The sequence below is a fragment of the Azospirillum sp. B21 genome, from assembly GCF_008364825.1.
GTDB lineage: Bacteria > Pseudomonadota > Alphaproteobacteria > Azospirillales > Azospirillaceae > Azospirillum.
Genome location: NZ_VTTO01000024.1, coordinates 1 through 13,487, shown reverse-complemented (window position 1 = coordinate 13,487; position 13,487 = coordinate 1). Strand labels below are relative to the sequence as shown.

Below are 13,487 nucleotides of genomic sequence, written 5' to 3'. Positions count from 1 at the left end.
CCTTTCATGCTGTGTCCTTCATGCTGCGCTTCAGATGGCCGAGTGCCAAGCGCAGCCGTGTCTTCACCGTCCCAAGAGGAACGTCGGTTTCCTCGGCGATCTCCTCGTGGGTCTGTTCAAGGAAATACGAACGCCGCAGCACCTCGGATTGGTTGGGCGCCAGCGTTCCGATCGCGCCGTGCAGCCGGCGGCTGCCCTGCACCAGCTGTGCGGCCTCCTCCGGCGTCGCCTGGGACACTGGCGTCATCGCCGGATCGTCCATGTCGGGGACCGGGCGAGACTCCTTGCGCAGGCGGTCGATGCGGCGGTTGCGGGCGATCGTGAAGATCCAGGTGCCGACCGACGCCTGGGCCGGATCATAGCTGTCGGCCTTCAGCCACACGGTCAGCATGACGTCCTGGACCAGTTCCTCCGCCACGCCCTGATCGGCGCCGAGCTTCCGGCAATATTGCAGGATGCGGGGAGCGAATTGGCGGAACAGGGCGGCGAAGGCCGCGCGGTCGCGCTGCTGCGCGACCAACCGGACCAAATCCCCGAAGCTATCGTCGGCCAGGCTCTGCGGCACCGCGCCCTGCGGCGACGGTCTCTCAGAAAGCGACATGCAACCACCAGTCAGCATTCCACCGGCCGGGAGCTTAGCCCAAACTCCTTAACGGCTTCCATCGCCCATGATTGCCGGCAGCGCGAATAGTTGGCGTATGGATGGACCGCTTCATTGCGGCAGCGGTGGCTTCAGGGGGCCGAGCGGGTCCAGCGGGCCGACCGTCGGCGTGGTCTGTGGCAGGGCGCGGAAGGCCGCCTGCGCCTCGGCCGGCAGCGGCGGGCGGACGCGGGTGCGCCACAGGCCATAGAGCGTGGCGCAGAGCGCGCCGCCTGCGATGAAGGCGAACAACCCCTCCGGCCCGCCAGCGGACATCATCGCCGACGCAAGCGGCGGCCCGATTATGGCGCCGACGGAGTTGGCGAGGATCAGGCCGCCGCTCGCCGACACCAGATCCTCCCGCCGCACATGGTCGTTGGTGTGGGCGAGGCAGACCGGATAGAGCGTGAAGGACAGGCCGCCGAACAGCGGCGCGACCAGCATCAGGGCCAGCGGCTGGTCCAGTCCGGCGGCGGCGATCATTCCAAGGCTGGTCAGCGACAGCGCGGCCGAAAGGCCGATGATCACGGTGCGCCGGTCGAACCGGTCCGACAGTTTGCCGAGCGGCCATTGCAGGGCCATGCCGCCCAGGATCAGCGCCGACATGAACAGCGCCGTTCCCGACACCCCGAAGCTGGAAGCCGCGCCGAACACCGGGGCCAGACCATAGATCGATCCGGTGATCGCCCCGCTGATGAAGACGCCGGCCACCCCCAGCGGCGAACTCTCGTAGAGCCGCCGGACGCCGAAGGAGGACACCTTCGGCAATTGCGGCGGCGTGGTCCGGGTCAGGGCCACCGGCACCAGGGCCAGCGACATCAGGATCGACACGATCATGAAGATCCGCACCCCGGCCTCGTCATCCAGCCGCAGAAGCTGCTGCCCGATGCCCGACGCGCCGTACAGCGTGACCATGTAGGCCGACAGCATCTGCCCGCGGCTTTCGTTCGTCGCGGTGCCGTTCAGCCAGCTTTCGATGCACATGTAGAGGCCGGCCATGCAGAAGCCCTGCGCCAGCCGCAGCAAGGCCCAGAGCGGCACGTCGACGAACAGCGCATGGGCGAGCGCCGCCACCGAGACGATGGAGGCGAAGGCGGAAAAGGACCGGATATGGCCGACGCGGGTGATGATGCGGTGGGCGTAGAGCGAGCCCAGCGTCAGCCCGGCATAGAAGGCCGCCGTGATCAGCCCGACCGCGGTCGGGCCGGACTCCGTCGCCGACAGCCGCAGCCCGATCAGGGTGGACAGGGCGCCGTTCCCCAGCATCAGGAAAGCCACGCCGAGCAGAAGCGAGGCGACCGAACGCGCAACCGATGGCATGCCGTATCTCCCGTCCGCCGTCAGCGCATGGTGGCCGGTAAGCCGGTCAGGGGGCGATGATGCATGACGGGACTCCACTCTGCTGTTCCGGAAAGGGGCTCGTGCCTTTTTCAGCCGGGCCTTGGCCTGATGTCCAACAGCCAAGTCCCGGATTTGGTTCGCCCTCGTGATGCGCGGCTTACCGTTGGGGCAAGCTGACCGTTGACATTGCATACCGTCCGGTAACATACCTTCCTTGCAGTAGATGTCAGGGAGACGCCACCATGTCCGACACCGCCCCGCCGGTCCTTCTCACCCGCGAGGGGGCCGTGTCCTGGATCCGGCTGAACCGCCCCGCCGTGCTGAACGCGCTGGATGAGCCCACCGCCGCCGCCCTGCTGGAGGCCTGCCGCAGTGTGGCAGCTGAGGGGGCGGATCAAGGCGGGCAGGGGCCGACCCGCGTGCTGGTCATCGCCGGCAACGGCCGCGGCTTCATGGCGGGCGGCGATGTCGGCCGCTTCAACGACGATCCCACCGCCGCCCCCGCGGTGGCCGGCGCCATCATCGCCCACCTGCACGAGGCGGTCCGCATCCTCGACCGGCTGGACGTGCCGGTGCTGGCCTCCGTCCATGGGCCGGTGGCGGGAGCGGGCATGAGCCTCGCCACCGCCGCCGACCTCTGCATCGCCGCCGACGACGCCAAATTCACCATGGCCTATGCCCGCATCGGCGCAACGCCCGACGGGTCGGGCAGCTTCCATCTGCCGCGTCTGGTCGGGCTGCGCCGCGCCTTGGAGCTGGCGATGCTGTCGGACGTGATCGACGCCGCGGAGGCTCTGCGCATCGGGCTGGTCAACTGGGTGGTGCCGGCCGCCGATCTGGCGGCGGAGACGGCCAAGCTGGCCGAGCGGCTCGCCGCCGGGCCGACCGCCGCATATGCCGGCATCCGCCACCTGATGCGGCAGTCCTTCACCCAATCGCTGGACGGACAGCTGGACGCCGAGCGCGACCGCTTCCTCGCCACCGCCGCCACCGCCGATTTCCGCGAGGGCATCGCCGCCTTCACCGCCAAGCGCCGGCCGGACTTCACCGGCCGCTGACCCTTCCCTCCGCCCGAGAAGTGGATCCAACCATGCAGAACGACATCGTCATCGTCGGCGCCGCCCGCACCGCCATCGGCGGATTCGGCGGCACGCTGAAGGATGTGCCGCTGACCCAGCTCGCCACCGTCGCCGTCAAGGCGGCGCTGGAGCGTTCCGGCGCCGCGGCGGACGCCATCGGCCATGTGGTGATGGGCAACGTCATCCCGACCGAGACCAACGACGCCTATCTCAGCCGCGTCGCCGCCATCGACGCCGGCATTCCCATCGAGGTGCCGGCCTTCAACGTCAACCGGCTCTGCGGCTCGGGCCTGCAGGCCATCGTCTCTGCGGCGCAGGCCATCGCGCTCGGCGACTGTGAGATCGCCATCGGCGGCGGTGCGGAATCCATGAGCCGCGGCCCCTATTTCGTTCCCAGCGCCCGCTGGGGCACCCGCCTGGGCGACGGGGCGCTGGTCGACTACATGAACGGCATCCTGCACGACCCGTGGCAGAAGATTCACATGGGCGTCACCGCCGAGAACGTCGCCGCCCGCTATGGCATCGACCGCGAGGCGCAGGACGCCCTGGCTGCGGAAAGCCAGCGCCGCGCCGCCCGCGCCATCGCCGAGGGCCGCTTCAAGGAGCAGATCGTCCCGGTCGAGATTCCGTCGCGCAAGGGCACCATCGTCTTCGACACCGACGAGCATGTCCGCGGCGACGTGACCGCCGAGGGTTTGGCGAAGATGAAGCCGGTCTTTAAGAAGGACGGGTCCGTCACTGCCGGCAATGCTTCCGGCCTCAACGACGGTGCCGCCGCCGTGGTGCTGGCCGACGCCCGCCGCGCCCAGGCGCTGGGGCTGAAGCCGCTGGCCCGTCTGGTCGGCTACGCCCATGCCGGTGTCGAGCCCGACTACATGGGCATCGGCCCGGTCCCGGCGACCCGCAAGGTGCTGGAGCGCACCGGCCTGTCCGTCGCCGACATGGACGTGATCGAATCCAACGAGGCCTTTGCCGCCCAGGCCTGCGCGGTGATCCGCGAGCTTGATTTCGACCCGGCCAAGGTGAACCCGAACGGCTCCGGCATCTCGCTCGGCCATCCGGTGGGGGCGACCGGCGCCATCATCACGGTCAAGGCAATCCACGAACTGCACCGCATCGGCGGCCGTTATGCCCTGGTGACCATGTGCATCGGCGGCGGCCAGGGCATCGCCGCGGTCTTCGAGCGGGTGTAAGTACTCGGCGTCAGGCCGCCGCCACGATCAGGACGGCGGCGGCCAGCGCGACGGCATCCTCCAGCAGGGCGGCCGGTCGGTCGCGGCCGAAGGCGGCGGCCATGCGCATCCGGGCCGCATAGCCGAGAAGCGTCCCCGCAACCGCACCGATGCCGCCGGCGACCAGCCCGCCGATCCAGAATCCCGCATCGGCTCCAATGGCGGCACCCGCCATGGCCCCTCCGACGATCCGGCTGGCAAAGGGGAAGGGCAGCTTGCGGCTGGGGGTGGTGGGCAGCTTGTCGACGATCAGCTCGACCACCGCCATCGCGGTGAAGACCCAGGGCGACACCGGGTGCCCCAGGAAGAACAGCCAGCTGCCGGACACGTCCACCCAGCCGGCATAGGCGGCCCAGCTGACCGCCGCCGGGGCGAGCAGGGTGCGCGAACCGGCGACGGCGCCGATCAGAAAGGCGAGGATCAGGGCAAGCATCGGCAGGGCGGTCCATCAATTTGTTGTTGGTTATGACTTAAGGCGCCCGCGCACCGCCTGGACCAGCCGCCGCATGGCCCCGGCGCGGGTGCCGGGTCCGCCATGGAGCAGGCGCAGCGCCGCCAGCATCAGCGCCTCGTCGCCGTCGCGGGGCGGGTCGAAGTGGGGGCGCTGTCGCCCGGTGCGGACGCAGACGGCCTTCACCTGCGTCATCTCCAGCAGTCCTTCCGCCCCGCGGGTGACGCCCCAGCCGCTGGCATGGCGTCCGCCGAAGGGCAGGCGCGGGTCGGCGGTGGGCACGATCAGGTCGTTGATCGTCACCGTCCCGGCGTCAATCCGCCGGGCCAGCGCCCGCGCCTCCGCCACCGGCCCGAAGACCGACGCACCCAGCGCGTAGGGGCTTAACGCTGCGCCGGCCAGCGCCTCCTCCATGTCGCGCACGGGGACCAGCGACAGGACCGGAGCGAACAACTCCTCGCGCAGCAGCGCCATGTCCGGCCGCGCGTCGGCCAGGACCAGCGGCGCCATTCCGGTCCCGTTTTCTTCCGGCAGCCCGGAAAGCGGGCGGGCGCCGTCCGCCACAGCATCGCGTGCCAGGGCCAAGAGCCGGCGCATGGTCTGTGCCGGAACAGGGGCCGGCGGAATGGAGGCGGCATGGCGCTCCACCGCCTTTTCAAACCCGGCCGCCAATTCCAGCGGCACGAAGACCCGCCGAGGCGCGATGCAGGTGGCGGAGCCGTTGAGTCGCAGGCCGAAGGACAAGGCACGAGCGACGCCCTCCACATCGGCGCCCGGCAGCACGAAGACGGCATCGTTGCCCGACAGTTCCATGGTCGAGGGCACCAGATGGCGGGCGAGTCGTTCCGCCACTGCCCGGCCGGTGCCGGCCGATCCCGTCAGGACCAACTTGTCGATCCCGGCCTCGATGGCTCTGCCGACCGCCTCGGCGGATTCATCCAGCACCCGGAACAGGCCATGGGGGAGTCCGCATTCCTCCAGCCAGCCCGCCAGCAGGTCCATCGGCGCACGGCATCCCGGCGCCGGCTTGACCAGAACGGCATTGCCGGCCGCCAAGGCTTGCACCGCCTGCACCCCCGGCAGCAGCAGCGGGTAGTTGGACGGCCCGACGATCAGAACCGTGCCGAAGGGTTCCCGCCGCACCTCCGCCTCCACGCCGAACAGCCAGACCGGCCTGCCACGCCGCCCCAGACGCTGCGGCGCCAGCAGGCGGGCGGCCTCGCGCTCCAGAAAGCGGCAGGCCTCGGCCAGCGGCAGGATCTCGGCGCTCACGCTTTCTACCGCCTTTCGGCCCGGACGCGTCGCCAATGCCTGCACGAAATCCTCGGCATTCGCCGCAATTCTGCGGCGAAGTCCGCGGATGACCGAAAGTCGCGATGAAATATCAGCGGCCGACCACGCGGCGCAGACTTCCGGCTGGGGAGCAAATACCTCATAGGACCAAGGGATTACGACTGGAGAGGTGGGGTTATTGTTGTGATCCATTTCCGACCCAGCTTCGTAACCGTCACGATAGAAGTCGGCAGCGCAGGAGCGTTTGGCAAGCGGATGGAACGACAAGTCGTGATCATCGGTGCAGGACCGGGCGGATTGGCATCCGCGATGCTCCTGGCGCTCACCGGTGCCAAGGTGACGGTGCTGGAACGGCAGGACCGCGTCGGCGGCCGGTCGGCCGGCTTCTCCATGGACGGATACCGCTTCGACAGCGGCCCGACCTTCTTCCTCTATCCCCGCATCCTTGAAGAGATCTTCGAGGCCTGCGGAAGCCGGTTGTCGGACGAGGTCGACCTGATCCGTTTGGATCCACTCTACCGGCTGGTGTTCGAAGGCGGCGGGGAACTGCGGGTCCACGCCCAGATGAAGGCGCTGATGGCGGAGATCGCCAGGCTCAGCCCGCGCGATGCCGAAGGGCTGCCGCGTTTCCTGGCCGACAACCGGACGAAGATGGAGCGCTTCCGCCCGGTGCTGGAATCCGATTTCTCCAGCCCTTGGGCGCTCGCGTCGCTGCCGATGCTGAAGGCGCTGGGCAAGCTGTCGCCCCACCGGTCGGTCGACCGCGATCTCTCCCGCTATTTTCAGGACCCGCGCATCCGCCTCGCCTTCTCGTTCCAGAGCAAGTATCTGGGCATGTCGCCATTCCGCTGCCCCAGCCTGTTCACCATCCTGTCATTCCTGGAGCATGAGCACGGCATCTTCCACCCCCGCGGCGGGACGGATGCGGTGATGGCGGCGATGCGACGCGTGGCGGAAAGCCTGGGTGTCACCGTTCGCCTGAACGAGACGGTGCGCCACATCAAGTTCCAGGGCCGCCGAGCCGTAGGCGTGCGGACGGAGGCCGGCGACTATCCCGCCGACGCGCTGGTCATCAACGCCGATTTCGCGCGGGCGATGACGACGCTGGTGCCCGACGACCTGCGCCGGCGCTGGAGCGACGCGCGGCTCGCCACCAAGAAATTCTCCTGCTCCACCTTCATGCTCTACCTCGGCATCGAGGGCAAAGTCGACGGACTGGACCATCACACCGTCTATCTGGCCAAGGATTATGCCCGCAACCTCGCGGAGATCGAGGAATGCCGGGAGCTGCCGCGCGAGCCGTCGATCTATGTGCAGAACGCCTGCGTCACCGACCCGGATCTGGCGCCGCCCGGCGGCAGCACGCTCTACATCCTGGTGCCGGTCGGCCACCAGCGCGGCCATATCGACTGGAAGGCCGAGGCGCCGCGCTACCGCCGCGCCGTGCTCGACCGGCTGGCCGGCTTCGGGCTGGGTGACATCGAGCGCCGCATCCGCGTTGAACGGGTGGTGACTCCGGCCGATTGGGAAAGCCAGTTCGCGGTGCATCGCGGCGCCACCTTCAATCTGGCGCACAGCCTGGATCAGATGCTCCACCGCCGTCCGCGCAATCGGTTCGAGGATCTGGACGGTGTCTATCTGGTGGGCGGCGGCACCCATCCCGGCAGCGGCCTGCCGGTCATCTTCGAAGGCGCACGCATCACGTCGCGGCTGTTGGCCCAGGAATTGGGCCTGCCGACGCCGTGGCGCACAAAGACCATGGGTTTGTCCGGCATGCTGCGGCAGGCCGTTGCAGGGGGGATGGCATGACGGATCGGATCGCGGTGATCGGCGGCGGGCTCGGCGGACTGGCGTCGGCGGTGGTGCTGGCGGCACGCGGGCACAAGGTGACCCTGCTGGAAAAGAACGCCTGGGTCGGCGGCAAGGCGGCCGTGCTGGAGGAGGGCGGCTTCCGCTTCGACATGGGGCCGACCATCCTGACGGTGCCGCGCGTCCTGCGCCGCATCCTGGAAGAGGCCGGTTGCGACCTCGACCGCGAATTGGAGATGGTCCGGCTGGAGCCGCAATGGCGCTGCTTCTTCGACGACGGCACCGTGCTGGACCTGTCGGAGGAGATCGGCAAGATGGCGGCCGAACTCGACCGGCTGGCGCCCGGCCGCGGGGCGGGGGAGGGCTACCGCCGGTTCCAGGCGCTGTCGGAACGGCTGCACGGCATCTCCGAGCGCTTCTTCTTCTGGAAGTCGGTGGAGGATCTCGGCGACACGCTGAACTTCCGCAACAGCCTGAACGCCGGCACCCTGTCGGACGTGCTGGCCCTGCGCATGGGCAGCACGGTGGCCGGCACCATCCGCGGCCATGTGCCGGACGCGCGGGCGGCGCAGATGCTGGACCATTTCACCCAATATGTCGGGTCGTCTCCCTACGGCTCCCCGGCGGTGCTGTGCGCCATCGCGCATATGCAGACGAATGACGGCGTCTGGTATCCGATGGGCGGCACCCGCGCCGTGCCGGTGGCATTGGAGCGGGTGGCGCGGCGGCTGGGCGTGGAGATCCGCACCGGCACCGGCGTCCGCCGCCTGCAGGTGGAGGACGGCCGCGCCGTGGCGGTGGAGACCGACGCGGGCGAGCGCATCGCCGTCTCCGCCGTGGTGTCCAACATGGACTCCGTCCGCACCTATCGGGAGTTGGTGGGGGGCGCGCCGGCGAAGCGCTTTGCCAAGCGCCGCAGCTACGAGCCGGCCTGCTCGGGCGTGGTGTTCTACCTGGGGCTCGACCGCGGATACGATCACCTGCTGCACCATGACTTTGTCTTCTCCCGCGACCCTGCGGAGGAATTCGACTGGATCTACCGCCGCGGCGAGCCGGCACCCGACCCGACCTGCTACATCGCCGCCCCCGCCCGCACCGAACCGGGCGTCGCTCCGCCGGGGGGCGAGGCGCTGTATGTGCTGGTCCACACCCCCTACCTGCGCCCGCATCACGACTGGACGCGCATGCTGCCGGAGTACCGGCGCGTGGTGTTCGACAAGCTGAAGCGCACCGCCGGCATGGCCGACCTGGAGGACCGCATCCGGGTGGAGCATGTGCTGACACCGCAGGACATCCACGACCGCTACAATGTGCTGAACGGCGCCATCTATGGCTTGGCGAGCCATGGCCGCTTCATGGGCGCCTTCAAACCCGGCAACCGCTCCCGCGATGTGGAGGGGCTGTATCTGGCCGGCGGCGCCGCCCATCCGGGGCCGGGCATGCCGATGGTGCTGATGTCCGGCTGGATCGCCGCCGACAGCCTCGACCGCGACATGCGCGGCGGCATGCGGGACGGCGCCGAGGCCGGTGCCGCCCGCGCCGTCGCCTGAGAAAGGCGGGTGGTGATGACGGACGATCCGGTCGCGTTACGGTCCCGGCTGCTCTGCTGGTTCTTCGGCGGCGTCATGGCCCGGCGGCTGCGGCGCGGCTTCCACGCGGTGCGGCTGGCGCGGCCGGGCTGGCCGGTGCTGCCGCCCGGCAGGCCGGTGATCGTCTATCTGAACCATCCTTCCTGGTGGGACCCCGCGCTGCTGATCGTGATGGGGACCACCCGCTTCCGCGACCGGCCGGGCTATGGGCCGATCGATGCGGAGATGCTGCGCCGCTACCGCTTCATGCGGCGCATCGGCCTGTTCGGGCTGGAGCCCGGACGCGCCGGCGCCGTTTCCTTCCTGCGCAATGCCGAACACATCCTGGCCGATCCGCGCGCCATGCTGTGGATCACGGCGGAAGGCGCCTTCACCGATCCCCGCTGCCGGCCTGTGACCCTGCGGCCGGGCATCGCCCATCTCGTCCGCCGCCTGCCCTCCGCCCTGGTGGTGCCGCTGGCGGTGGAATACCCGTTCTGGGACGAGCGCACGCCGGAGGCGCTGATGCGCTTCGGCGAGCCGATGGACGCCGCTGTCCTCGCCGGCCTGCCGATTCCCGAGATCGGGGCGGAGCTGGAGGCGCGGCTGGAGGCGGTGATGGATCATCTGGCGCTCGACGCGCAGAGCCGCGATCCGGCGCGTTTCCTGAAGCTGATCGAGGGAACGGTCGGAATCGGCGGGGTTTACGACCTGTGGCGCCGGGCACGCGCCTGGGCCGGTGGACGGTCGTTTTCTCCGGCACATGGCGGTGGTCAGAGGGCGGCGGGACGGCAGGAGGTCAAGCGGCCATGAGCGTCATCATCCTGATCGCCGCGCTGTCGCTGATCCTGGCGCTGTTGCCGCTGCTCCAGGGAATCGTGAACCTGCTGCTCTACCGCCGCCCCAAGGCCGCTCCGCCGCCCGGCAGCGCCGTCAGCATCCTGATCCCCGCCCGCAACGAAGAGGCCGGCATCGCCGCCGCCGTCGATGCGGCCCTGCTCAGCCGCGGCGTCGAGGTGGAGGTCGTGGTGCTGGACGACCACTCCACCGACCGCACCGCCGAGATCGTCCGCGCCATCGCCGCGCGCGACCCGCGCGTCCGGCTGGAAAGCGCGCCGCCGCTGCCGCCGGGCTGGTCGGGCAAGCAGCACGCCTGTCAGGCGCTCGCCACGCTGGCGCGGCATCCGGTGCTGCTTTTCCAGGACGCCGACGTGCGGCTTGCTCCGGACGCCGCCCGTCTGACCTGCGGCGCCCTGCTGTCCGGCCGGCATGGTCTGGTCAGTGGCTTTCCCCGGCAGGAGACCGGGACGCTGGCGGAAGCGCTGGTGATCCCGCTGATCCATGTGCTGCTGCTTGGCTATCTGCCGATGCTGGGGATGCGGCGGTCGGGCGATCCGCGGTTCGGCGCCGCCTGCGGCCAGCTGATCGCGGTGCGGCGGGAGGCCTATTGGAAAGCAGGGGGTCATGCGGCCATATCGGCGTCGCTGCATGACGGGGTGACTCTGCCGCGCGCCTTCCGCCGGGCCGGGCAGGGGACCGACCTGTTCGACGTAACCGGCCTTGCCAGCTGCCGCATGTATCGCGGCTGGCGGGAGGTGTGGTCCGGCTTCACCAAGAATGCGACGGAGGGCATGGCCACGCCGGCCGCCCTGCCGGTCTGGACGCTTCTGCTGTTCGGCGGCCATGTCCTGCCCTGGATCCTGCTGGGCTGGGCAGCGCTGAACCCACTGCCGGATGCCGCCGTGACCATGGCGGGGCTGGCGGCGGCGGCGGGGCTGCTGTTCCGGTTGCTGCTGCTGGTCCGTTTCCGCCAGAGCGTCGTCGGCGCGCTTTTGCACCCGGTCGGCATCCTTATCATGCTGGCGATCCAGTGGGCGGCGCTGCTGCGCGCTCGCCATGGCCGGCCGTCGGAATGGCGCGGCCGGGCCTATCCGACCGGACCGGGGGCATCATGACCCCCTGGCTGCGCCGTCGCGCTCACCGCATCTTCCACCCGCTGGCCGGCGCCGACGCCGCGACGCTGGCGACGGTGCTGGCCAAGGGCGGCGGGGTCGGGCCGCTGCATCTGCACCGGGTGGTGACCGCAGCCGGCGCTGCCGCCATCCGCGCACCGCTGGACCTGCTGGAGCGGCGGCGGGTGGAGCGGCTGGCCGGCCGGGGTCGGGAGCAGGGCAGGGTGGCACCGCCGCCGCTGTTCATCCTCGGCCACTGGCGCAGCGGCACCACCCATCTGCTGAATCTGCTCGCCCAGGACGAACGGTTCGCCGCGCCCGACCCGCTGGCGGTCGGCCTGCCCTGGGGCTTCCTGGGTCTCAGTTCCTTCTGGCGCTCGCGGCTGGAGGCGTGGCTGCCGCCCGACCGGATCATCGACCCGATGCCCATCAACCCGACCGCTCCGCAGGAGGATGAACTGGCATTGGCGCTGATGCAGCCGCTGTCCTACTACCACGGCATCTTCTTCCCCAAGCACCTCTACCGCGCCTTCCGCCAGGGCGTGCTGTTCGAGGGCTGCCGTCCGGAGGCGGTCGCGCTGTGGCGCCGCCGGATGGACCATTACCTTACCAAGCTGCAGCTCTATTCCGGCAGCCGTCGCCTGCTGATCAAGAATCCGGCTCATACCGCTAGGGTAGGGGAATTGCTGGCCCTGCGCCCGGATGCGGTCTTCCTCCACATCCACCGCGACCCTTACGAGGTGTTCAGCTCGACCCGCCGCATGCTGCTGACCTTGCTGCGGGAGTTCTCCCTGCAATCCTACGATCCGCGGGTGGTGGACGGGCTGGTTCTGGACCTTTATCCGGCGATCATGGCGCGGTTCGACCGCGACCGGGCGCTGCTGCCGCCCGGCCGGCTGGTGGAAATCCGCTATGACCGCTTCATCGCCGATCCGCTGGCAACGCTCAGCCACGTCTATGACGGGCTCGGCCTCGGGCCCTTCGAGCCGGTGCAGCCGCGGATGGAGCGCTATCTGGCCGGCGTGCGCGACTATCAGCGGGCACGGCACGAGTTGGAGGACCAGGCCCGCCGCGCGGTGCGCCGGCAGTGGGCCTTCGCCTTCGACCGCTGGGATTATTGACGCGTCAGGATCCGCCGCGTTCCTCGCGCTTGGCCTGCTGCCACAGCGCTTCCATTTCGTCCAGCGTGGCGTCCTGCGGCTTGCGGCCCTGGTCTGAAAGCAGCGCCTCGATCCGGTGGAAGCGGCGTTCGAACTTGGCGTTGGTGCCGCGCAGCGCCGTTTCCGGCTCCACCTTCAGGCGACGGGCGAGGTTGACCAGCGCGAACAGCAGGTCGCCCAACTCGTCGGCCACCCGTTCCTGCGCAGACCCGGCGTCCATCTCCGCCCGCAACTCCTGCACTTCCTCCTCGATCTTGTCGAGGATGTCGCGGGCGTCGGTCCAGTCGAAGCCGACCCGCGCCGCGCGGTTCTGAAGCTTCAGTGCGCGGGTCAGAGCGGGCAGGCCGGCGATCACGCCTTCCAGCGCCGAGGGCGCCCGGCCTTCCTCCGCCGCCTTCGCCGCCCGTTCGGCCGCCTTGTGGTCCTCCCAGCGCGAGGTCTGCTGGTCGGAGGACTTCACCTCTTCCGGTCCGAAGACATGGGGATGGCGGCGGATCATCTTGTCGGTGATGACGCCGGCCACCTCGTCGAAGTCGAACAGGCCTTCCTCGCGCGCCATCTGGCTGTAATAGACGACCTGGAACAGCAGGTCGCCCAACTCCTCGCGCAGGGCGACCTTGTCGTCCTTTTCGATGGCGTCGGCAACCTCATAGGCCTCTTCGATGGTGTGCGGCGCGATGGAGCGGTAGGTCTGCTCCAGATCCCAAGGGCATCCGCCGTCGGGATTCCGCAGCCGCGCCATCACGTCGAGCAGCCGGTCGATGTTGCGGGTCATGACTTGCGGTCTCCGGATACGGGGAGGGAAAGTCCGGGACGATAGCGGACGGAAGCGGCCGGGGGAAGTTGTGCGGACCGGACACTGACATTCCCACTTTGCGGGCGGACATGTTGCAACCGGATAGAAATGTCAGTGGTTTGCGCAAAGTAGGAATGTCAGTAGGTCAGGCTTAGGCTTGACGGTG

Annotated in this window: 12 protein-coding genes; 7 read left to right on the top strand and 5 right to left on the bottom strand. The window is 69.5% G+C overall.

Features of this window, described 5'->3' with window-relative positions; all coding sequences use genetic code 11:
- Positions 1-4 precede the first annotated feature (4 nt).
- Together FZ983_RS30530 and FZ983_RS30525 are read right to left on the bottom strand one after the other, a co-directional pair.
- Positions 5-601 (bottom strand): sigma-70 family RNA polymerase sigma factor, encoded by a 597-nt coding sequence (locus FZ983_RS30530; protein WP_149228321.1) that lies wholly within the window; start codon positions 599-601, stop codon positions 5-7.
- Between the two features lie 111 nt (positions 602-712).
- On the bottom strand, positions 713-1,960 hold the full coding sequence (locus FZ983_RS30525) for an MFS transporter (protein ID WP_149228320.1): 1,248 nt from the start codon (positions 1,958-1,960) through the stop codon (positions 713-715).
- A gap of 263 nt (positions 1,961-2,223) precedes the next feature.
- Here FZ983_RS30525 and FZ983_RS30520 point away from each other — a divergent pair, with 263 nt between their 5' ends.
- Entirely contained in the window at positions 2,224-3,039 is an 816-nt protein-coding gene (locus FZ983_RS30520) for an enoyl-CoA hydratase-related protein (RefSeq protein WP_149228319.1), read from the top strand.
- 32 nt (positions 3,040-3,071) lie between these two features.
- A complete protein-coding gene (locus FZ983_RS30515) occupies positions 3,072-4,253 on the top strand; it encodes an acetyl-CoA C-acyltransferase family protein (RefSeq protein WP_149228318.1) in 1,182 nt (393 codons plus the stop codon).
- Positions 4,254-4,263: 10 nt separating this feature from the next.
- Here FZ983_RS30515 and FZ983_RS30510 read toward each other — a convergent pair whose 3' ends face one another.
- On the bottom strand, positions 4,264-4,725 hold the full coding sequence (locus FZ983_RS30510) for a DUF4126 family protein (protein WP_149228317.1): 462 nt from the start codon (positions 4,723-4,725) through the stop codon (positions 4,264-4,266).
- A 30-nt stretch (positions 4,726-4,755) separates the two neighbouring features.
- Positions 4,756-6,228, bottom strand: coding sequence for an aldehyde dehydrogenase family protein (locus FZ983_RS30505; protein ID WP_247884046.1), 1,473 nt, complete (start codon positions 6,226-6,228; stop codon positions 4,756-4,758).
- 63 nt (positions 6,229-6,291) lie between these two features.
- On the opposite strand from FZ983_RS30505, the gene crtI (FZ983_RS30500) reads away from it, so the two are divergent.
- From crtI (FZ983_RS30500) to FZ983_RS30480, 5 genes are read left to right on the top strand one after another with little or no spacing between them, the layout of a single operon-like run.
- Entirely contained in the window at positions 6,292-7,845 is a 1,554-nt protein-coding gene (crtI, locus tag FZ983_RS30500) for a phytoene desaturase family protein (protein ID WP_149228316.1), read from the top strand.
- Entirely contained in the window at positions 7,842-9,395 is a 1,554-nt protein-coding gene (gene crtI / locus FZ983_RS30495) for a phytoene desaturase family protein (RefSeq protein ID WP_149228315.1), read from the top strand. Before crtI (FZ983_RS30500) ends, crtI (FZ983_RS30495) begins: the two co-directional genes overlap by 4 nt.
- Before the next feature lie 15 nt (positions 9,396-9,410).
- Positions 9,411-10,226 carry a lysophospholipid acyltransferase family protein gene (locus tag FZ983_RS30490; protein ID WP_149228314.1) on the top strand — a complete coding sequence of 272 codons (816 nt, stop codon included), beginning with the start codon at positions 9,411-9,413 and terminating at the stop codon, positions 10,224-10,226.
- A complete protein-coding gene (locus FZ983_RS30485; RefSeq protein WP_149228313.1) occupies positions 10,223-11,368 on the top strand; it encodes a glycosyltransferase in 1,146 nt (381 codons plus the stop codon). Before FZ983_RS30490 ends, FZ983_RS30485 begins: the two co-directional genes overlap by 4 nt.
- The gene (locus tag FZ983_RS30480) at positions 11,365-12,486 is read left to right on the top strand and encodes a sulfotransferase (protein ID WP_149228312.1); all 1,122 of its coding nucleotides are present in this window, start codon (positions 11,365-11,367) and stop codon (positions 12,484-12,486) included. Before FZ983_RS30485 ends, FZ983_RS30480 begins: the two co-directional genes overlap by 4 nt.
- Before the next feature lie 4 nt (positions 12,487-12,490).
- Here the strand turns inward: FZ983_RS30480 and mazG are convergent, their stop codons facing one another.
- Entirely contained in the window at positions 12,491-13,300 is an 810-nt protein-coding gene (mazG, locus tag FZ983_RS30475; RefSeq protein WP_149228311.1) for a nucleoside triphosphate pyrophosphohydrolase, read from the bottom strand.
- Positions 13,301-13,487 lie beyond the last annotated feature (187 nt).